At 38.2% G+C, this 21,612-nt stretch carries 17 protein-coding genes; 12 read left to right on the top strand and 5 right to left on the bottom strand.

What is annotated here, in order from left to right:
• Window positions 1-166: 166 nt before the first annotated feature.
• Together H6F45_RS24380 and H6F45_RS24375 are read right to left on the bottom strand one after the other, a co-directional pair.
• Window positions 167-421: a type II toxin-antitoxin system RelE/ParE family toxin gene (locus H6F45_RS24380; protein ID WP_190348640.1), complete on the bottom strand. Its 255-nt coding sequence runs from the start codon at window positions 419-421 to the stop codon at window positions 167-169.
• Between the two features lie 8 nt (window positions 422-429).
• Complete coding sequence (locus H6F45_RS24375) at window positions 430-768, bottom strand: type II toxin-antitoxin system Phd/YefM family antitoxin (protein WP_096568190.1); 339 nt, start codon at window positions 766-768, stop codon at window positions 430-432.
• A 121-nt stretch (window positions 769-889) separates the two neighbouring features.
• Here H6F45_RS24375 and H6F45_RS24370 point away from each other — a divergent pair, with 121 nt between their 5' ends.
• Window positions 890-1,510 (top strand): chorismate lyase, encoded by a 621-nt coding sequence (locus H6F45_RS24370; protein ID WP_096568188.1) that lies wholly within the window; start codon window positions 890-892, stop codon window positions 1,508-1,510.
• A gap of 261 nt (window positions 1,511-1,771) precedes the next feature.
• The gene (locus H6F45_RS24365) at window positions 1,772-3,478 is read left to right on the top strand and encodes a DUF3352 domain-containing protein (protein WP_190348639.1); all 1,707 of its coding nucleotides are present in this window, start codon (window positions 1,772-1,774) and stop codon (window positions 3,476-3,478) included.
• Here H6F45_RS24365 and H6F45_RS24360 read toward each other — a convergent pair.
• Window positions 3,433-3,603, bottom strand: a complete 171-nt coding sequence (locus H6F45_RS24360; RefSeq protein WP_190348638.1) for a hypothetical protein — start codon at window positions 3,601-3,603, stop codon at window positions 3,433-3,435. The genes H6F45_RS24365 and H6F45_RS24360 overlap by 46 nt on opposite strands.
• A gap of 511 nt (window positions 3,604-4,114) precedes the next feature.
• On the opposite strand from H6F45_RS24360, the gene ccsB reads away from it, so the two are divergent.
• Entirely contained in the window at window positions 4,115-5,158 is a 1,044-nt protein-coding gene (gene ccsB / locus H6F45_RS24355) for a c-type cytochrome biogenesis protein CcsB (RefSeq protein WP_096568184.1), read from the top strand.
• Between the two features lie 194 nt (window positions 5,159-5,352).
• The gene (locus H6F45_RS24350; RefSeq protein ID WP_190348637.1) at window positions 5,353-5,700 is read left to right on the top strand and encodes a KGK domain-containing protein; all 348 of its coding nucleotides are present in this window, start codon (window positions 5,353-5,355) and stop codon (window positions 5,698-5,700) included.
• A gap of 55 nt (window positions 5,701-5,755) precedes the next feature.
• Here H6F45_RS24350 and H6F45_RS24345 read toward each other — a convergent pair whose 3' ends face one another.
• A complete protein-coding gene (locus H6F45_RS24345) occupies window positions 5,756-6,472 on the bottom strand; it encodes an OmpW family outer membrane protein (protein WP_242052718.1) in 717 nt (238 codons plus the stop codon).
• A 369-nt stretch (window positions 6,473-6,841) separates the two neighbouring features.
• On the opposite strand from H6F45_RS24345, the gene H6F45_RS24340 reads away from it, so the two are divergent.
• The 4 genes from H6F45_RS24340 to tilS all read left to right on the top strand — a co-directional run bounded on the left by H6F45_RS24340 (window position 6,842) and on the right by tilS (window position 11,979).
• On the top strand, window positions 6,842-8,152 hold the full coding sequence (locus tag H6F45_RS24340) for an NB-ARC domain-containing protein (protein WP_190348636.1): 1,311 nt from the start codon (window positions 6,842-6,844) through the stop codon (window positions 8,150-8,152).
• A 17-nt stretch (window positions 8,153-8,169) separates the two neighbouring features.
• A complete protein-coding gene (locus H6F45_RS24335; RefSeq protein WP_190348635.1) occupies window positions 8,170-9,681 on the top strand; it encodes an ABC transporter substrate-binding protein in 1,512 nt (503 codons plus the stop codon).
• A gap of 215 nt (window positions 9,682-9,896) precedes the next feature.
• The gene (locus tag H6F45_RS24330) at window positions 9,897-10,916 is read left to right on the top strand and encodes a serine/threonine-protein kinase (RefSeq protein ID WP_190348634.1); all 1,020 of its coding nucleotides are present in this window, start codon (window positions 9,897-9,899) and stop codon (window positions 10,914-10,916) included.
• 73 nt (window positions 10,917-10,989) lie between these two features.
• Window positions 10,990-11,979, top strand: a complete 990-nt coding sequence (gene tilS / locus H6F45_RS24325; protein ID WP_096568172.1) for a tRNA lysidine(34) synthetase TilS — start codon at window positions 10,990-10,992, stop codon at window positions 11,977-11,979.
• 24 nt (window positions 11,980-12,003) lie between these two features.
• On the opposite strand, the gene H6F45_RS24320 is transcribed toward tilS, so the two are convergent.
• Window positions 12,004-12,225 (bottom strand): hypothetical protein, encoded by a 222-nt coding sequence (locus H6F45_RS24320; protein WP_190348633.1) that lies wholly within the window; start codon window positions 12,223-12,225, stop codon window positions 12,004-12,006.
• 426 nt (window positions 12,226-12,651) lie between these two features.
• Here H6F45_RS24320 and H6F45_RS27400 point away from each other — a divergent pair, with 426 nt between their 5' ends.
• The 4 genes from H6F45_RS27400 to H6F45_RS24300 all read left to right on the top strand — a co-directional run bounded on the left by H6F45_RS27400 (window position 12,652) and on the right by H6F45_RS24300 (window position 21,428).
• Window positions 12,652-13,029 (top strand): response regulator, encoded by a 378-nt coding sequence (locus H6F45_RS27400; protein WP_307722535.1) that lies wholly within the window; start codon window positions 12,652-12,654, stop codon window positions 13,027-13,029.
• 13 nt (window positions 13,030-13,042) lie between these two features.
• On the top strand, window positions 13,043-13,603 hold the full coding sequence (locus tag H6F45_RS24310) for a chemotaxis protein CheW (RefSeq protein ID WP_096568170.1): 561 nt from the start codon (window positions 13,043-13,045) through the stop codon (window positions 13,601-13,603).
• 16 nt (window positions 13,604-13,619) lie between these two features.
• The gene (locus tag H6F45_RS24305; RefSeq protein ID WP_190348632.1) at window positions 13,620-16,661 is read left to right on the top strand and encodes a methyl-accepting chemotaxis protein; all 3,042 of its coding nucleotides are present in this window, start codon (window positions 13,620-13,622) and stop codon (window positions 16,659-16,661) included.
• A 501-nt stretch (window positions 16,662-17,162) separates the two neighbouring features.
• A complete protein-coding gene (locus H6F45_RS24300; protein WP_242052717.1) occupies window positions 17,163-21,428 on the top strand; it encodes a chemotaxis protein CheA in 4,266 nt (1,421 codons plus the stop codon).
• Window positions 21,429-21,612 lie beyond the last annotated feature (184 nt).

Below are 21,612 nucleotides of genomic sequence, written 5' to 3'. Positions count from 1 at the left end.
TAACTTGAGTTGTGTTTTGATGGATAAAAGCATTTGCTGATGTCAACACTATACTTTATTATTTAATTCTGACACATTTTGCCTAATTTTTTAGTCAACTTATTCCATGTATACGTCAAATACTTGTATTTTTGTATACATTTATATAGGTTTGTCTAGTAAATTGTCAACTTAGGACAAGCTCAATCCCATCATCAATTTTTGTGTAAAATACGATGTACGGTTTAACAGGAAAGCTTCTGAGTTCTGGCAACAAATCATCTCTGCTTCTACCCATGCCAGGAAATTTAGCTAACTTTGGGAAGCAATTGAGAATTTTAGCGATTTCTGTATCTACTGCGATTTGATTATTTTGGGCAATATAAACCCATATATCTTCTAAATCTTGTTCAGCTAGTTTGGAAAGTCTGTAGCTATTCATGTAACTCTTTATTTACCTAGCTGATCCTGTCCTCTTGCTTTAATCTTTTCCAGCAAATGGGGTAAAGACTCATCGTTATATTCGCTGTATTCTCCATTTTTTAACTGTTCCGCACCTAAAGCTACATCCCGTTTCAATGCTTCAAACTTTAGCTTTTGCAATTCTGACTCTGCAAGCTGTAAACGTTCTTGAGTTTGTTGAAAACTAGCCACATCTTGAATGACAATTTCTGCTTTACCGTTAACAGTGAGAACGAGAGGAGATTTTGTAGCTTTGATGTGTTCGATAAACTGTTTGACGTTGCGTTTGAAGTCTGTGAGTGGGTGAATATTTTCTAGGTTAATCATAAAATATCGTATTTAATTCAGTCTTTTTTCCATATTGTATATGCTGAAATCAGGATTTACGCAACTGACATAATTCTCTGATTGTGCTTTTATAGAGATAGGTGAAGTTTTGTAAATAAAATTGACTACTATAGTTACGCCCACAACCACTACACTGCCAACCGCTTGGCATCGTTTAAAACCTATTTGGCAAGGTGAAGGAGAGGAAATTCAAAAAGGTTTACCTCACACTCAGTTAGCACCTGCTTGGCAATTACTACTTTTAGGTGATGGTTCTCCAACCAGACATTTACAATTACTCACTTGTGAACCCACAGAAGTAGACGTAATAGATATGTCTTTAATTGGCAATATTTCAGATAACGCCCCTAGCTTAATTGAAGCCGTACCAGGTCCAAGACTGCGGCGACAGGTATGGCTGCGGACTGCTTCCGGTAAAAGATTGGGTTATGCTACTTCTTGGTGGGAAGCGAGTCATGTAGATGAATTTTTGCAAAATCGGTCTTTACCAATTTGGGCAAGTTTAGCCCGTATCCGTACAGAATTGTATAGAGATATTCGCGGAATTTATTGTGGTTACTCAGAAGCCTTAGAGTTAGGATTTGAGCAAGCTGGACCATTTTGGGGTCGCCATTATTTGTTTTGGCATCATGGACAACCACTCACCTTAATTTATGAAGTTTTTTCGCCTTATTTAACTAAATATTTAGGTCAGACACAGTTGAGTGGTAGTAATGATTGAATTAGGATAACTATCCCACCGTATTGGAATGACATCTCACTCAAGATGCAAATTAATTTCAACAAGATTCCATTGGGAATTTGACAAAACAAGTTCAATAAAATATCTATCAACAATAACTTACTGTTTTTCTTCTCGTTAACAATAAGATTCCCTAATTCTTCAAGAAGTGGGGAATCTGAGCGAGATTAAATGAGCTTGGTTTGATTCAAAACATCAAATCAGTAATTTGTTCGCAATTATTTATAGGTATAACTTGTAATGGCACTACCTATTGTGTCTAGTGTGATCAAGAAAAAAAAGAAACCGTCTTTAATCGTAACCCTGTCAACTGCTGGGTTATTGATTGGTGCTGGAAGTGCTGCATATTGGTTTTTCACCCAAGGACAACCATTATCTAGAAATTTGCCAGTGGGTGCAAATATTATTCCTCAAGATGCTTTGTTTGCAGTTTCCTTGACAACAGATACTCAACAATGGAAAAAGTTAAGGGAGTTTGGGACACCAGAAACTCAAAAAGCACTGGATAAAAATTTAATCAAGTTGCAACAACGCTTGTTAACTAACAATGGTTATAACTTCGAGAAAGATATTCAACCCTGGGTAGGGGATGAAGTTACGATCGCTGTTTTAGCTCCTTCATTAGAGAATAAAACATCTAAACAAGTAGCCACTGATGCTGAGATTTATGAACAGTCAATGGTGATGATTTTACCAATCAAAAATCCCGAAACTGCCAAAAGTATTTTGGCACAACCTAAATCATTGAAACAAGGTAAATGGATTGAGCGCACTTATCAAGGCATCACGATTAAACAAACCCAAGAACAAGCTGGACAAAAGCTTTCGGCTGCATTAATAGATCAGCATTTTATCGTGATTACAGATAATGCTAAAACCACAGAAAGAACAATTGATGCCTATAAAAATCAAGCTTCTTTGGCAACATTAGAAGGCTTTGCCACAAACTTCTCAAAAACAAGCAGTTATAAACCTTTTGCTCAATTTTATATCAATGTACCAATAGCTGCCAAAATAGCAGCAGCGGCTCCTAATCGACGTTTACCCGCTCAGGTACTGACGCAACTTCAAAATAACCAAGGTGTGGCGGGAAATATTACCTTAGAACCACAAGGAATTAGGTTAAAGGGGGTTTCTTGGTTAAACCCCAATAGTAAGCGCGTGCTGGCAGTAGAAAATAAAGCTGGCAGTATGCAAAATCGCCTTCCCAGCGAAACTTTAATGATGTTGACTGGCAGTAACTTACAGCGTTTGTGGACAGACTATGTTTCTACTTCTAAAGGAAATCCTTTGTCACCTATCAAGCCGGAAAAACTGCGACAGAGTGTAAAATCTTTGACAAATTTGGATTTAGAAAAAGATTTACTCAGTTGGATGAAAGGGGAATTTTCAGTTGCTGTAATTCCTAATACGCCAAAAGATGCAGCACCTGATAATTTTCGGGCTGGTTTAGTGTTTATGATTAAGGCTAGTGATGCTCAGGGAAATTTACGCCAATCTGCGGAAACTGCTTTACAAAATCTCGATGAAGTAGTGAAAAATCAATATCAGTTTAAAGTCGAGCCTGGTACTGTGGCGGGTAAACCTGTTGTGAACTGGATTTCACCTTTTGGGACTTTAACTGCTACTCATGGTTGGTTAGATGAAGATGTGCTTTTCTTCGTTTTGGGCGCTCCTGTCAGTGATACAATTGTTCCTAAACCCAACAACACACTAGCCAGCACTCGCCCTTTTCAACAAACAGTTCCCTCTGAACTTAATCCACCCAAAGGACAATTTTTCTTAGATATGGAACGGGCGGTTAAAAGTTTTACTTTCAATACTGCATCTCCCAGTCAACAAGCATTACTAGCAGCAATACACACTGTTGGGGTGACAACTGCTGTCAAAGATAATCGTAGTCAACAATATGACATTTTTCTGGAACTGAAAAAGGGTGATAGGTGACTGGGGACTGGGGACTGGGGACTGGGGACTGGGGACTGGGGACTGGGGACTGGGGACTGGGGACTGGGGACTGGGGACTGGGGACTGGGGACTGGGGACTGGGTAATCAATTTTATGTTTCCCAATCAACTGTCAACTATCAACTGTCAACTATCAACTATCAACTATCACCAAAACTAGATAGGATCAAATCAGGATAGTTGGAATGCTTTCAGTACAAAGTATCAGAGTTTGAGTTAAATTAATTCTCTAACTGGAACTGATAACTAACGTAAGTTGCTAGTTATGCAAGAAAGGCTCTCAAATAGAAGTGAAAAGGAGAAATATACAGGAAAAAACCAGGGAATACCATCATAATTGATTCTTTATCCTGACTCCTGTACGGGCGAAGTAGGGGCGAAGTAGGGGCGAAGCCTGCCTGTCGGCAGACAGGCATTCGGAAAATAGCCTTTTCATAAAATTGATCATTGGTCGGACGAATGCTTCGCCCTTACAGGAAAATAGGCTGTGACAAAAATTGATCGATCATTGGTCGGCCGAATGCTTCGCCCCTACGACTCCTATTCTTAACTAGCAACTTGGGTTAAATAACTGATAACTGATAACTGATCACTGATTTACTGGAGAGAATTGTTTATGAATCTGGTTGTACTCCAGAACTGGCTAGATAATGCCTCCTTTGCTGTTTTGTTCTGCACTATGCTGGTGTATTGGGTGGGGGCGGCTTTTCCGAGTTTATCGGTGACTGCGGCTTTGGGGACGGCTGGAATGGCGATCGCTAATTTGTGTATTGCTACTCTTTTAGGGGCAAGATGGATTGAAGCTGGTTATTTCCCTCTCAGCAATCTTTATGAGTCTCTATTTTTCCTCACTTGGGGAATTACTGCTGTCCATCTCATTGCTGAAAATACGAGTCGTAGCAAGTTAGTGGGGGTTGTAACTGCTCCTGTAGCGATGGGAATTACAGCTTTTGCTACTTTAACCTTACCTTCAGAAATGCAGGTTTCTGAACCTTTAGTACCGGCTTTAAAGTCGAATTGGTTGATGATGCACGTCAGTGTGATGATGTTGAGTTATTCGGCTTTGATGGTGGGTTCTTTGTTGGCGATCGCTTTCTTAATTGTCACTCGCGGCCAAAACATTCAATTACAAGGAAGTTCTTTTGGTAATGGTGGTTATCGCACCAATGGTTACAAACTTATCAAGGCTGAAGAATTAGTCACAGAAACCCTAACTCCTGCATCGGAAAATAATGGTTTTTCCCGGTTGGAAAGTAATAACAATGGGAATGGTACTGCTGTTTTAGATGCGGTAAAAATTACCTCTGTTGCTACTGCGGAAATTCTTTCTCCTCAACGTCTTACCCTAGCAGAAACCCTAGATAATATTAGTTATCGCGTTATTGGTTTGGGTTTTCCCCTACTCACAATTGGTATTATAGCCGGTGGTGTTTGGGCTAATGAAGCTTGGGGTTCTTATTGGAGTTGGGACCCAAAGGAAACTTGGGCTTTAATTACTTGGTTAGTTTTTGCTGCTTATCTTCATGCGAGAATTACTCGCGGTTGGCAAGGTAGAAAACCGGCAATTTTAGCTGCTGGTGGTTTTGTTGTAGTTTGGATTTGTTATTTAGGTGTGAATCTTTTGGGTAAAGGTTTACATTCTTACGGTTGGTTTTTCTAGTTTTAGCTGTCAGCAGTCAGCTTTCAGCTTTTGAGGTTTTGATCATTAATTCCTCCTTTCTGTTGAGAGGGGGAATATTTTTTGATCTCACGCAGAGGCGCAGAGGCGCAAAGATACAAAGAAAAATTCAGGAGAAGTTATAACGTATAATATTCTTTAATATACTTGGTTTGATGAATTTCAAGGTAATATCTGTGAGTCATCAATTTGCAATGCTAAACCAAAATGATGTAATTTCTGTGAATCCAGAAAATTTTGACAGATTAGATGTATCTAAAACTATGACAGCTAGTGAATTAATAGAAGTAATTAAAGAATATATAGGTTCTGATGATCAAGACGCAAAACTGTTTACAGAAGGTATGGAAGCAAAGGTACTCAGACCTGGTGATGGTTGGAAAAAGGTTAAAATCAGGGTTTGCATAGAATTTGAACCTGATGAACCGACAGTCAAAGAAATAGTTGTGAATAATAATTCAAAATTAAATCAAGAAACTTCACCGTTAGATGATTTAAGAGAAAAATTGAAATATACTGAATGAATAGAATCAAGTTTGTAGAGTGCATCAGACGCACCCTACAATATGCAATTAAAGATTAAAAACCTTGTCGATAACCAACGCTCACACCATAGGAATTAGGTGGGCTGATATCGCTACCAGCATCATTTTTGTAGGAGCTTATGCCCAAATATTTAAATTCAACAAAAGCATTACCTTTTTTGGCGACTTCATATTGAAGACCTACTTTACCTTGATAAGCAAAAGATGAGCCAATACCAAGGTCTATATCATCAAGCTTACCGCTAATTAAACCAACACCTATACCAGCACCAATGTAGGGACGAAATTTAGAGCCAGTCGGGATATCATAGTAGCCGTTCACCAGTACAGTAGTTGCACTCACATTACCTGTAGCTGTAAAAGAGTCACTATTCAAATTACCTTTATTAACACCAAAAGAAGCATTACTAACTTCTAGTTCAGCGCGAGCATCTTTCCACTGATAACCAGCAGCTATGCTATATTGAAATGCAGAATCTAAGTTTAAGCTACCGCTGAGATCGGAGTTTTCTGCTTTTAGATCATTTGGGAAAGCACCACCAACACTTCCACTTAGATACCAATAGTTACTTCCAGGTTGACTAGAATCAAACAAATCAGCATCCCTATTCTGAGCTACTAAATTAGATGAATTAGACTGCTTGTTAGTAGGTAATAAAGGACTTTGTGCCATGAGATCAGCGGCTTTCCTAGAAACTTCCTCAGCTTGAACAGAGGTAGTCAGTAAAGTAGCTGATATTAAAGATAGCAAATAACACCAGTTTTTTTTCATGTGTAGGTAAACTTTGATTTCAAACTAAAAAACGAAATTATCTTGTGCTGAAGATTGTATAGAAATTTACCCAATATTGCTGATCTACTATAGTTTCAACGATACCAGTAAAACTTCTCTTTGTTCTAACTAGCTTTAGTTCCTGAATGAGTATTGAGCAACCACAACAACCTCTTTTTTTGTCCTTACACAAAAAAGTATCTCATCACTATATGTAATTGTCATCACTAACTAATTATCAGTATTTAAGCTCATAAAACTAATAAAACTAATAAAGTTAATAAATTTAATAAAGTTAGTGCAAATTAAGATACAATCCACAATACGAGCTTGAAAGAAAACTGGACTATGGATGGGAAAGAGTTAATCAAACTATTTAAAGATTGGGTAAAGCGCGAAAAAGAACAAGATTTAGATTTAGATCCTTGTGAAGAAGCAATTCTGGAATATTCTCTGCACGGTGAACCATACAAAAAGATGAAAATTCCCAATTATGCTCCCAGTACCATCATGATTATTAAAGGTCCCCAATTATTCAAGAAACTGGGTGATACCATAGGAACAGATATAAATAAAAAAAATTGTCGGTTAGTGCTAGACGAACTTTTAAAAGAAAAGAAAGAACTTGTCACAGAAGAGAACACTAAGCACATATCACAGATAAATTCACAGATAAATTCACAGATAAATTCACATATAAATTTGCTGGAAGCACCAGATGTAAGTGATTTTTATGGACGACAACAAGAACTGTCTGATTTACAAAAATGGATAGTTACCGAAAACTGTCGTGTGGTAGGTGTTTTGGGGATAAATGGGATTGGTAAATCTGCGCTAGTGAGGGAGTTAGTTGAAAAGGTTAAAAATGATTTTGATTATGTGATTTGGAAGAGTCTTGAATATTCCCCTTCCTTAGCAGAAATTTTAACTGATATAGAGTGCTATTTGGCAACAAATAATCCAGAAGCAAATATAAATAGAAGAATTACAAATCTGATTAATTTATTAAATCAGCATCATTGTTTATTAATATTTGATCAATGGGAAGGAGTGATGGGAAATAGTGAATTACCGGAAAATTATGATTTATTACTAAGAAAAATTGGAGATTTAGCACATAATAGCTGCTTGGTTTTTACCAGTATACAAAGACCAAGAGTAATGAATTTATTTGTCAATAGACAACAAATTAAGGAACTTTCATTATGCGGTTTACAAATTCAAGATGCTAAAAACCTATTGACAGATTTGGGAATTGTCAATTCAGGAATAGAACAACTAATTGACACATACAAAGGACATCCATTAGCTTTAATTCTGGCTTCTGAACCAATTAAAAATATTCACGATGGACAAATTTATGAATTTTTGGAAGGAACAATTTATATACCTGATGTGATCATGGGATTACTTGATAAACTTTTTTTTAATTTAACAAACTTAGAAATTCAAATTATGCAACAATTAGCGATAGCGACAGAACCACTATTAATTGCTCAAATATCTCAAATTTTCCCCTTTAAAGGAGAAATTAGTCAAGCGATAGATAATTTATGGCAAGTGCGTTTGCTTGAAAAGGCTGATATATTAGCAGGAGGTAAAATTCTTTGGGTTCTGAATCCTTTAATTAAAAAATATATTAAAAGACGTTATAACTGATTGTAAAGGTTGATTACATGAAAAAAATCCGCAAAAACTTCCGTCAATACACCATCAGGGCTAAAATAACATTTTTAATCTTGATATTAAGTTTTACTGTTTGGGGATATTGGATTATTCATCCTCAAGATAATTTATTTATTGGGTTATATAATTATTATTTTTATAATACTTGGTGTAACAACTTTAAATTATCTGACAATTTATCTTGTGGTGAGGAAAGTTTATTTACACAAGAGAAATTTTCATATTTTCATGCAGGTAACTGGCAAAAAGCTGTTAATTATTTTACTCAAAAGAGAAATACAGATCCAAATAACCCGGAAATTTTGATCTACCTTAATAATGCCAAATTGATGCAACAGGAAAAAATCACTAGTGAAAAAAGTTACACTATTGCTGTGGCAGTTCCTATTAATGGAAACTCTGAAGGTATAGCAAAAGCTCTGTTAAGAGGTGCTGCACAAGTTCAGGAAGAATTTAACAAAAATCCTAAATATCCAGGTCTAAAAATTATCATTGTTAATGATAAAAATAACCCAAACACTGTGAATAAATTAGCTGAAGATATACTCTCTAAAAAAGACATAGTTGCAGTTATTGGACATTATGCCTCTGAACTCACTAAAGCCGCTTTACCAGTTTATCACAAGCATCAAATAGTTTTTATTTCTCCTGCTTCTACTGCTCTGCGATCAGATATTTTAGCTGGTAATACATATCCAGATAATTTTTTCTTTCGCACTGTTAATAGCGTTAAAGTTCAGACTACTCTACTGATTAAAAAATGGCAATTAGCTAAATTAGCTAAGGAAGAAAAAGTAGCTATTTTCTACACACCAAGTAGCACTTATAGCAAATCTGCTTTGGAAGAATTTCGGAAGCAATTGGATGCAAATAAGATAATTGCAATAGATATATCTCAACCTAACTTTATTCCTAATAAGATATTAAATGAAGTTAAAAAACAACGAGCTAAAGCACTTATTCTTATTCCCGATGGTCATGTTAATTCTCTCTCTTTCAAAAATACTTTAAGTATCATTGATGTTAATGAAAATCAATTACCGATGGGAGGACTGTGGGTTTTATATGATCCTCAAATACTCAATCGCAGAAATCTTGTCAAAAATCTTTTAATATTCATTCCTTGGCATTCTTTAACTGCTCCTAATCAGGAGGTTATTACCAAAGCCCAAAACCTTTGGGGAACAGGTAAGATAGATGCTCAAACTGCCATGTCTCATGATGCTACTTTGGTGTTGACAAAAGCTCTGGAAAAACTAAATATCAACGATTCTTTGCAAAAACAAAGATTAGATATACAGCAGCATTTAAGAAGTCTACAGGTTATAGGAGGTGCTTCGGGTACTATTTCTTTTGATCAGGATGGAGATAGGAAAGAAAATATTTCTCAAATAGTCCGTGTTGTACCTACTCAATGTTCTACCTATGGGGCTATGTTTGTACCGATTAACTATAATGTATCAGATTTAAAGTGTCTAGATCAGGAAGCATCCCAATTTTGAAAAAATGACAGCAGCAACACTAAAAAATCTCTTAAACTCTCTTACCTTTGTGTCCTTTGCGCCCTTTGCGGTTCAATCATATCAGTCCCTTGGAACATTTAAGTTCGTTAGATCAAAATAAATTTACACAAATTTACACATTTGGGATGCTCCCATATATAATGCTAAAATCTTAAAATCAACCCATATTTTATTAACCGAAAGGAGAGATAATTATGATCGAAACAGGAGATATTATTAGCAATCGTTATCATGTACTTCAAGAATTAGGAGATGGGAATTTTGGTAAGACCTTTGAGGTAGAAGATAGCTTAATGGGTGATCATAAAGTCATTAAGGTTTTAAGGTTCGGAAATTCTAGCAATCCGAAAGTTGTGGAACTTTTTGAACAAGAATATGATGTATTGAAAAAATTAAATCATCCAGGAATTCCCAAGGTGAAAGTGGATGGTTATCTCAAATTTCGTTGTATTCACACCCAGGAAATTTTACATGGGTTAGTAATGGAGAAAATCGCTGGACAGGATTTAGGTGAATGGCTAAAACAAAATCAAAAAATTCCTAACACCAAACTAGCTATTGAATGGCTAAAACAACTAATTGATATTTTAGATCATGTTCATAGTCAAAACTATTTACATCGGGATATTAAGCCAGATAACATTATGTTAAAACCTGATGGTCAATTAGTATTAATTGATTTTGGGATTGTTAAAGAAGCTACTCAAAAAACTCAAAAGCAAACTATTCCTGGTACACAAATTGGCACACCTGGTTATTGTTCACCAGAACAAGAAAATGGCATAGGGGTAACTTATCAATCTGATTTTTTTTCTTTGGGTCGTACTTTTGTTCATTTACTAACTGGAATTTATCCTGGAAATGGAAACTTGCAACTAGAACCAAGAACTTCAAAGTTATTATGGCGAGATGAAGCTCCAGAAATTTCTGAAGAATTTAAAGATTTAATTGATGATTTAATAGAGCATCAACCACGAGACAGACCAAGAAATACTCAGGAAATTTTACAGGAAATCAAAGAAATTGCAGCAGATAATAAGCCAACTTTATTTCCTGTACCAATTGTTTTTTTAAGTTTTGCTCTCAATCTAGTTTTCTTGACTTTACTAGCTATGGTAAATATATTAACGCTAGGCTGGAAAGTGTTTTTCTTAGTTGTCGTCTGTGTAATTGGTGGGTTTCTCTTTTTACCTTTGATTAAATATTTATTATAATTTGTGATCATTAAACTTATGAATTTCAATCTATCCTTGTCAACTAAAATCATGCACTAGCAGCAACAGAAAAATGAGCTTATGGACTCCTCTCCACGCCCAAATACATCGTACTATCCGCGCTCGTCATTTATTTGAGCGTCACCAAAATCTATTAGTCGCAGTTTCCGGTGGTCAAGATTCTTTGTGCTTAATTAAATTATTATTAGATTTACAACCTAAATGGGGATGGAATCTAGCTATAGCCCATTGTGATCATCGTTGGCGTTCTGACTCTCCAGCTAATGCGGATCATGTCCAAAATTTAGCACAAACTTGGAATATACCTTTTTATTTAGAAACAGCTATAAATCCTGTTAATAGTGAAGCTACAGCTAGAAATTGGCGTTATCAGGTTTTAACGAATATTGCCCAAACATATAATTATCAATATATCATTACTGGACATACAGCCAGCGATCGCGCGGAAACTTTACTCTACAACCTTATGCGCGGTACTGGTGCTGACGGTTTACAAGCTTTAACTTGGCAACGTCCAATGACTGACAATATTACCCTAGTACGTCCACTTTTAGAAGTTACTCGCACCCAAACTGAGCAATTTTGTCAGGATTTTAATTTACCAATTTGGGAAGATTCCACAAATCAAAATTTACAATATGCTCGTAATCGCATACGTAACGAACTTTTACCATATCTCAAGCAAAATTTCAACCCCCAAGTAGAATCTCACCTAGCACAAACAGCAGAACTACTGCAAGCAGAGGTAGAATATCTAGAACAAACAGCCCGTCAATTGCGGTTAGAAGCCTCAGTAAAGGGTGAGAAAGAAGATTTACAACTTAATCGTCATCTTTTAAAAAAACAACCCCTAGCTTTGCAACGTCGGGTGATGCGTCAGGTATTACAGGAAATATTACCTGATGCTCCCAACTTTGAACACATTGAAAAAATCACAGCTTTAATTACAGCACCCAACCGTTCTCAAACTGATCCTTTTCCCGGTGGAGCGATCGCTCAAGTACAAGGTGAGTGGATATGTATAATCAAGAAGCAAGGATGAGTGAGATTTTCATCCTCATCCTTTCTAAGAAGCTAACAAATCCAATTGAGGAATCAAACTTTTAATAGTCTGACGCATCTGGGTAATAGTCTGAAGTTGAGAATCACCACTTTCTTGAACATGATTTACAGATTCAGAAACAGCTTGTAGCTTATCCCGTAAACCATCCAAACAATCCTGAATAGGTTGTAAAGCTTCTTGATAAAGATTGACCTTACCCCAACATTCAGCAGTTGTAGTTTGCAAGTTCAGTAATTGTGCTTCCAGTGATTTAATTTCTTGACGCTGAGACTCTAACTCATGGGTTTGATGTTCTATTTCCCCTTGCTTGCTTTCAATATCAGCACTCAGTTGCTGAATCTGCTATATAAAACCTAGACAAAACTAGACTTTACTTTCTACTTCAACGGGAGCATGGGAGCAGTTATCCCTCAGTAGACTTTCACGCCTTAGCCAGACGCGATTGTGTTCCAATTAAGTTTCTGAAAAAGACTACCACCATCATTGCTTGGTTTTCGCGTCGGCAATAGTCTCAATTCAATACTTGATATCACCGTATTATATATCAAGTAGTTGATTTTTTCCTAAAAATATATTGATTTTTGTCAATATAAGTATAGTTTTGTCTATGAAATTGTCAACTTAGGACTTGCTCACTTTCTAGCTTTTGCAGTGCTTGGGATTGTTGTTGTCGTTGGGTGTCAATTTGGGCAAGATAGGAATATTATTTATGGCTTGGTACATGAGACACTGTTTGATCTGTTGAGCTTACACCAAGGCAGTTTCATTTTCGATTTAGGGACAGCACTTGTTCCCCAACTCACCAGTTTAGAAATTACGCCTTTGGTCACAAAAATGGCAAAGTACGAACTTTGTCGGCGGTTAAAATCCGATCCCAAAACCCAAAATGTCCCCGTAGTCATCTGTTCTTCCAAAGGAGAAGAATTTGATCGCTACTGGGGAATGAGACAAGGAGCAGACGCTTATATAGCCAAACCGTTTCAACCAACTGAGTTGGTAGGAACAGTCAAACAATTACTGCGAGGATAAGGATGATAACAAAATGGTCAGCAAACCAGACTTTTTAAGTGGCAGCAGTCCAGACCAATTTAGCCCAGAATTACAACTAGAAAGTCCTGATAGCGTTAACGTGGCACAAGCCATAGACCCAAAAGGCGAGTTACATTTAAGATTTTATATTCCTTCACAACAGGAGTTTGCATTACCGGCAACTGGGATCAGGGAAGTCATCGAACTCAGTCCTGATCGGATCACCCCGATTCCTAATACTTCTCCACTGCTTTTGGGTACTCTAAATTTACGAGGTCGATTAATTTGGGTAGCAGATTTAGGTCAATTTCTGGGAGATGCCACTCCATTAAACACGGATAGGTCGGAGATACCAGTAATTGCTATTGAAGATCAAGACACAATAGTAGGCTTAGGAGTAGAACAAATATGTGGTATGGGTTGGCTTGATGTACAGTATCTAATGCCAGCCAATAATGTACCAGATACGATGGCTCCTTTTCTCAGGGGAGAATGGATAGATACTGAAAATAATAAGTATCTAAGATTGATTGATCAAACAGCAATTTTGCGGAGTGCTAGGTGGGCAGGTTGAAGTCGGGAGGGAGGATATGGCAGCAAATATAGATGATCGTAATTCAAAATATCAGCAGGCACTAACAGCCTATACAGAAGGAAATTATAAATTAGCCGCTACTTTAATAGACCAAGCGGTGCATAGTTTACCAGATGAACCCAATTCTCATCTGTTGCGGGGTCACATTTACTATGTTTTGCAGCAGTTCGACATTGCCCAAGCAGAATATGAGCAGGTGTTCCATTTGACAGATGATCAAGAAATTTTAGGTTCTGCAACTAACTACCTAGAAAGTATTAAACAATACTTTGAAGCCTTTGGTGAAGATGAATCCACCGTTGAGACTAATCAACAGAGAAATCATCTGGAGTCTAATGGTCTGGTAATGGATGAAGCAGATTTACTAGATTTAGGAGTTATGAGAGACTTGGATAACGCCAACTTTGATTTGAAATCGTTTGGTGACTATGAAGCATCTCAAGACTCGCTTGAAGATATGTCTTTGAGTAATCCTTTTATAAGTGATTTAGATAGTATTAATCTTGACAAGCTACCAGATAACTCAATAGATTTCGGTCATGATCCTTTTGCATTGGATCAACCATTTTCAGAGTTAGGAGCAACCAGCAATGATGCTGAAGTACTAGAAAATTCCGAGTTGCCACTAACTTTAGATCAACCATTTTCAGAGTTAGGAGCAACCAGCAATGATGCTGAAGCATCAAAAGATTTAGAGTTACCTCCTTTTTGGCAAGAAGGTATTTCATCTGAAGAGAATATTGGAACATCAGTAGAAAATAGTTATTTAACGGATCTGGATGCAAATTCAGAACAGGAAATTTCACTAACCAGTGAAGCGGAGACTAACTCACCATTTTTGGGAAAAATTAATTTATCAGGTGAAAATAATTGGGCAAGTGCGCCTGAATTAATGCTGGAACAAGATTCACCAGACTTTGAAGATATGAAACTGGAGAATTTGAAAGTTGCCAACAATAGTCAGGAAAATATTAATGTAGTCATTGAAGAACATGAAATCAATAATGATTTAAATAGACATGATTTGCCAGACAGTAGTGCAAATACATTTTGGAACCGACCAAATCATTTGAGAGAAAAAAAATCAGAAGAATTTGAACCTGAACTTGACACAAGTACCCAAATTTCATCATCTGTGAACAACAATTTTGCCGATGATGAGCAAGGTATAAATTTGGATACAAAATATCATGCAGATGAATTTGATGATGATCATTTCGATTTAGAGGCATTTGAGTCTGCCTTTGGTTCAGAAAGCTTTACCACTGATGAAGAAGAGAATCCAAATGTGCAGGGAGAAAATTCCCCAAACAATATGGAATTTCTGGGCGATTTTGACGAATTTGATGATTTAGGCAGTATTCCCAGTTTTAACCTCACAGGAGAATCTGAGTATCGAGAAATGAGTGTGTCATCACCAACAAGAGAAAGGTCGAATACTGCTAACAGTAGTTTTTCTCAAGATTTCTCCATGAATTCAGTTGATGATGACGATATTGACAGAAATGAAGAACTATTCACAATTACAGGAGCGCAAGAAGCAGTTCCTGTCTTTACCCAACCAGAAGTTTCTAAACTAGAACCCAATGTCAGTGTTGAACAGGGTCTATTCGGATTTTTTGAAAATGCCTCTTTAGATAAAAAGCAATGGTATATCGCTAGTACAGTGGGTTTGACATCCGCAGTAGTAGCAGCTTTGGTCAGTTTTGGAGCTACCACATTTTCTCCACCAGACCAACGGGAGTCAGTGCGAAATACAGGCTGGGCAATGGCTTTAGCCGCAGGACTGGCAGGTGGGATGACAGCTGGTTTCATGGGAAATCTGACACTCAAACAAATTCGCCGCACAACCAAAGATTTGCAAGCTCAGTTTGATGCTGTGCGAGAAGGGAATCTCAATGCTCAGGCTACCGTCTACTCAGAAGATGAACTAGGGTATCTAGCTACCAGCTTTAATGATATGGCACGGGTAATTTTCATGACCACTAATGAAGCCCAACGGAAAGCGGTGGAACAGGAAGAAGCCAAAGAAAACTTGCAACGCCAAGTGATTCGTCTCTTAGATGATGTGGAAGGGGCAGCAAGAGGAGATTTGACAGTTCAAGCCGAGGTGACAGCCGATGTCTTGGGAGCAGTAGCTGATGCCTTTAACCTGACAATTCAAAACCTGCGGGATATTGTTAAACAGGTAAAAATGGCAGCGAGGGAAGTAACCAAAGGCTCAACCAACTCAGAAACCTTTGCTAGAGCTTTATCAGGGTATGCTTTGCGGCAAGCAGAAGAGTTGGCTGTCACCCTTAATTCCGTACAGGTCATGACCGAATCAATTAAACGGGTAGCAGATGCCGCCAAAGAAGCAGAAGTTGTAGCCCGTGATGCCAGCGTGATCGCAGTGAAGGGGGGAGAGGCGGTAGAAAATACCGTAGCGGGGATTTTGGAAATTCGGGAAACAGTGGCAGAAACTACGCGAAAAGTGAAACGGTTGGCGGAATCTTCGCAAGAAATTAACTCTATCGTTGCTTTGGTTTCCCAGATTGCTTCTCGCACTAACCTATTAGCACTTAACGCCAGTATTGAGGCTGCCAGAGCCGGAGAAGCCGGACGGGGGTTTGCAATTGTTGCCGATGAAGTGCGGCAGTTAGCAGACAAATCCGCCAAGTCTTTGAAAGAAATTGAACAAATCGTCATGCAAATCCAGAGCGATACAGGCTCTGTAATGACAGCGATGGAAGAAGGTACACAACAGGTAATTCAAGGGACAAAACTGGCAGAAGAAGCCAAGCGATCGGTAGAAGACATTATCGAAGTAGCTGGTCATATCGACAGTCTGGTGCGCTCAATTACCGCTGATACCGTAGAACAGACGGAAACTTCTCTGGCTGTGGCTCAGGTGATGCAATCAGTGGAACTCACAGCCCAGGAAACGTCCCAAGAAGCACAACGAGTTTCAGGAGCATTACAACACTTGGTGGGAGTATCCCGCGACTTGATCGCTTCTGTGGAAAGCTTCCGAGTGGAAACTATTGAATCTAGGTAAAGGGAGTGTTTAATTTTGGATTTGAGATTTTTTCATCCAAGATCCCAAATCCTAAATTCAACATTCAGCCTTATTCCTGCATTAATGGTCAGGATTCAGAATACAAAATACAGAATAAATAAGACTTTGAACATCCTAATTGATATGTTTTCTAAAATCTCTAATCTGTTAATTCCTGAGCAAGATAATACTCCTGACTCCTGACTCCTGTACGGGTGTTCGCGAAGCGTGCTGGAAGCATCAGCATTCGGGCGAACAATTATTAATTTTTATCACAGGTTATTTTCCTGTAAGGGCGAAGCATTCGGGCGAACAATTATCAATTTGATGAAAAGGTTATTTTCCTGTAAGGGCGAAGCATTCGGGCGAACAATTATTAATTTTTATCACAGGTTATTTTCCGAATGCTTCGCCCCTACTTCGCTCCTACTTCGCCCCTACGACTCCTGACTCCTGAATTCTTCTCATTAATCGTTCATCCTTTATTCTTCATCCTTGTTTATGCAGCTGGAACAACAACAACGGATATTGGGTTACTTCATCGAAGAAGCCAGAGACCACCTGAACACCATTGAACAGGGGTTACTGAACCTACAAGAAACCCTTAATGACCCAGAAATGATCAACGAAGTCTTCCGCGCTGCTCACTCCATTAAAGGCGGGGCAGCTATGCTGGGATTGACCAGTATTCAGCATACGTCTCACAGGCTGGAAGATAGTTTTAAAGTTCTTAAAGAGCAACGAGTTGAGGTTGACCAAAAACTAGAGTCTTTGTTTCTGAGTGTCTCTGATACTTTAAAAGCTTTGTTGGATAATTTGGGTAGTCCCTTTGGTCTGTCAGAGGAAACTGCAAATACTTTGATGTCCGAAACTGAACCGCTGTTTGCAGAACTAAATCAGCATCTAGAAAAACTTTTACAATCAGGAAATATTAACACCCCCATTGCTGTATCTGCACCGACACCACCACCAAAACAGGAAGTTGTACCTCCAGTAAGTACCCAAAAACCGCCAGTAGTCAGCCAAAATAATTGGTCAGATTTTCAAAGTCAAGTCCTACAATCCCTGCGGGAAATGCTGCAACTTTTTAAACAAAGCAGCACACCTTCATCTAGGGAAAATTTACAGTCATGCTGTCAGCAATTATTTAAACTTGGTGAAAAATTTAATTTGCCTAATTGGTCTAAATTGTGTCAATCTGCCAATAATGCGATCGCCAATCCTGATAATAGTTATCTCACTTTAGCCAAAATTATTATTACCGAAATCAAACAAGCTCAAGAATTAGTTATTCACGGTAAAGAAGCAGAAATAACCATTGGTCAAGAATTAGAAGCACTGGAGCTAATTCCAGAACTGGAGTTGTTAGAACTAAATTGGGCAGAGGAAAAACCACAGCCAATCACAGATGCTAACGATACACTAGAAATACAAGAATTACATACAGATAATGTACTGGATAGCAGCGCAATTGTTGAACCAATAGAAGAATTTGACATAGCAGCAGATACAAGCATTCAAGACTTTGATAGTTTGCCAGAAATCGCTAGGGATGACACAGATGTAAATGCTTTTAGTCTCAATTCCTTGTTCACTGAAAACGATGACGAAATACTCAACTTCAGTGGTGATCTTACTAACTTAAATGGACTAGAAGTAGGCATTGCTGAGTTCAATACTCTAGAAGATTTATTTCAAGGTGAGTCTCCCGATTTTGAAAGATGGGAACAAGAACAAATACCAGACACTACCATCAATCAATTAAGAACTGGTGATACTCAGGTTGAAGATAGTGATATTCCTGTAATCTTGAAATCAGAAAATCATGCACCATTAGCATTTGATCAAGAGAAATTAACTCAACCAGAATCCACGGTAGAAGAAAACAGTTTTGATGACTTATTAACAACTACAACTACTGATTTTCTAGAGGAACTGACTGTTGAAGAACCTACATCAGAACAGATACAATCTCAACCAGAAAGTTTGTCTTTAGATTTGTTTGGTGAAATTGAAGCAGATACAACAGCCACAACAAATGATTTAGAAATTGATGATTTATTGCCTTTAAATCTCAATACAAAAGAAGCAATTTCTGCCGCTGCACCTGAATATGATCTTAATAGCTTCTGGACAGAAATGGATTCAGAACCAGCACAGTTAAATGCTGCTGAATTAGAACAGGATGTGGCTAAGGAATTAGAAGAAAGTTTATTTGCAGGTTTTGGGGAAACTGTAGCTGATAGTCAGCAGTCATCTAACCTCAACTTTTATTTAGCAGACTTTGATTTTACTGAAAACCAACAACAAGAGATAGGAGATTCCTGGTTGACATCTGGTGGAGATGATTTATTTGCTGATTTAGAAAATTCTCCTTCCACTTCTCCCACAGCAGATAATAATCAGGTGTTATTGCCGGAAATTGATAGCTTTTCCCAACAACCAGCAGCAATGAATTTTATAGCAGAATTTACCGTTCCATCTGCTCAGACAAATGCTGATTTGGAATTGGATATATTTGCTGGTTTTGATGACAACAGTAATGAGGATGTATCACTTTCCTGGGAGAAGATCACAGTAATTCAGTCAATTGAAGATCACCAGGAAACCACAAAGACAGCGATCAATGATCGCAATCTTAGTGAGGAAAAACAGCCAGAGGTATTAGAGCAGGATATAAGTGAAAATCTGGGGATAGATATTGATCTTTCCTTAGATGTTGATTTGCCAGAATTGGCTTTAGAACAAGAAGAAATTACAACAGATTTATTTGCTCAAACGCCTCTAAGGCTACCTCTAACACTAGAAGCAGCAAATTCTCAACGATTAAAGTTAGAAACCACAACCACAAATACTGCGGAAAATGTAGTAGATGAACTGGCAGAATTAGAAGTATTCAATACTTCAGAAAATGCAGTAGATGAATTTGCAGAGTTAGAAGCATTACTCGATGAAGAAGAATTAGAAACACCCAATCCAAACTCCATTCCAGACGCAGATTTTGCGGCTTTAGAAGCATTACTGGGTACAGATAATGCTTCAGCAACAGAGATACCACAAACGCCACCAAAACCGAGTTCACCTGTAGCTGCAAAAGCTAAAAATATAGCTGTGTCTTCAGACATACCAGATGAATTTAAAGATTTGGAGGAATTACTTCAAGAAGCAGATCAAACAATTAACTCATCAGGAAGAGGGATAAACTCAAATACTAGCAAAGTGCCACGTCAGGCTACTCGTCGTGTTCGAGAAGAAAGCATGAAAATTCCAGTCAAGCAACTGGATGAAATGAGCAACTTAGTTGGGGAGTTGGTGGTTAATCGCAATACCTTAGAACAGGATCATGAGCGTCTGCGACAATCATTAGATAACTTATTGATTCAAATTCAACATCTTTCCGATGTGGGCGCAAGAATGCAAGAATTATACGAGCGATCGCTCTTGGAAGCTTCACTATTGAAGAGTCGCAGAGCCAGAGAAAAAGGTTACAACAGTTCCAATGATCGGGGTTTTGCCTCCGAAGAAATGGACGAGTTTACCGAATTTCACCTACTTGCTCAAGAAACTATAGAATACATTGTGAGAGTTCGGGAGTCAGCCAGCGACATTGACTTTGTTACCGAAGAAACTGAACGAGTAGCACTACAGTTCCGCCAAGTCACCAGCCAACTACAAGAAGGAATAACTAAAGCGCGAATGGTGCCTTTTGCTCAATCTGTTGATCGGTTGCGTCGAGAGGTGCGGGATAACGGCATCAAATATGGAAAACAAGTAGAACTGATGACAGAAGGGGTAAATACATTAGTTGACAAGATGATTTTGGATCATCTGACAGATCCCCTCACCCATATGCTCAATAATGCGATCTCTCACGGTATTGAAACTCCAGAAGTTCGCACAGCTGCGGGTAAATCACCTGTGGGAACAATCAAGATCCGCGCTTTCCACCAAGGTAATCAAACTGTAATTGCTGTCAGTGATGACGGTGCCGGTATTGATCACGAAAAGGTAAAACAGAAGGCACTGCAAAAAGGTGTGATTACACCAGAAGAAGCAAAAACCATATCTCGCCAAGAAGCTTATGAACTTTTGTTTCTGCCCAATTTCAGCACAGCCGATCAAGTTGATGATATCAAAGGTCGGGGTGTGGGTATGAACGTAGTTCAAACTGATATTAACGAAATTCGTGGTACTGTCACCACTGATTCGGTACTAGGTAAAGGAACTACCTTTACTATTCGCCTACCACTCACCCTGAGTATTTGTAAAGCTCTCTGCTGTATTTCCAACAAGTCAAGAATTGCTTTCCCAATGGATGGCGTGGAAGACACATTAGATATACCCGTTACAGATGTTCAGAAAGATGCGGATGGACAATCATTTATTTGGTGGCGGGAAACAGTCCTACCCTTCCGAACTTTACAGGAAATTTTGGTTTTCAATCGTCATATTGCTCGCGGTAACGTCTATAGCAACACGCGAGAAGATGACACAATTTCTGTGGTTGTTTTGCGCTCAGGTAATACAATGGTCGCTATCCAGATTGACCAAGTGTTGGGTGAACAGGAAATTTTCATTAAGCAATTTGAAGGACCGGCACCTAAACCCATTGGTGTGGCTGGTGCTACAGTTCTCGGTGATGGTCGCATTATGCCTATTGCCGACGTTTTAGAAATTATTGACATCTTCCAAGGTAAGATGTCTAAACAAATTGGTGGTGGCTCTTGGCAACGAAGAACGGCTCTTCCTGTAACGCTCCAGAGGTGAAGATTGATCCGACAGTGTTAATTGTCGATGACTCTATTACTGTCCGGGAATTACTTTCTGCTATATAAAACCTAGACAAAACTAGACTTTACTTTCTACTTCAACGGGAGCATGGGAGCAGTTATCCCTCGGTAGACTTTCACGCTTTAGCCAAACGCGATAAATTAATTGCAGCGTTTAGATC

It is taken from the genome of Sphaerospermopsis sp. FACHB-1194 (assembly GCF_014696235.1).
GTDB lineage: Bacteria > Cyanobacteriota > Cyanobacteriia > Cyanobacteriales > Nostocaceae > Sphaerospermopsis > Sphaerospermopsis kisseleviana.
Note: the sequence above shows the minus strand (reverse complement) of the source record. Positions and strands in the feature narration are given on the sequence as shown.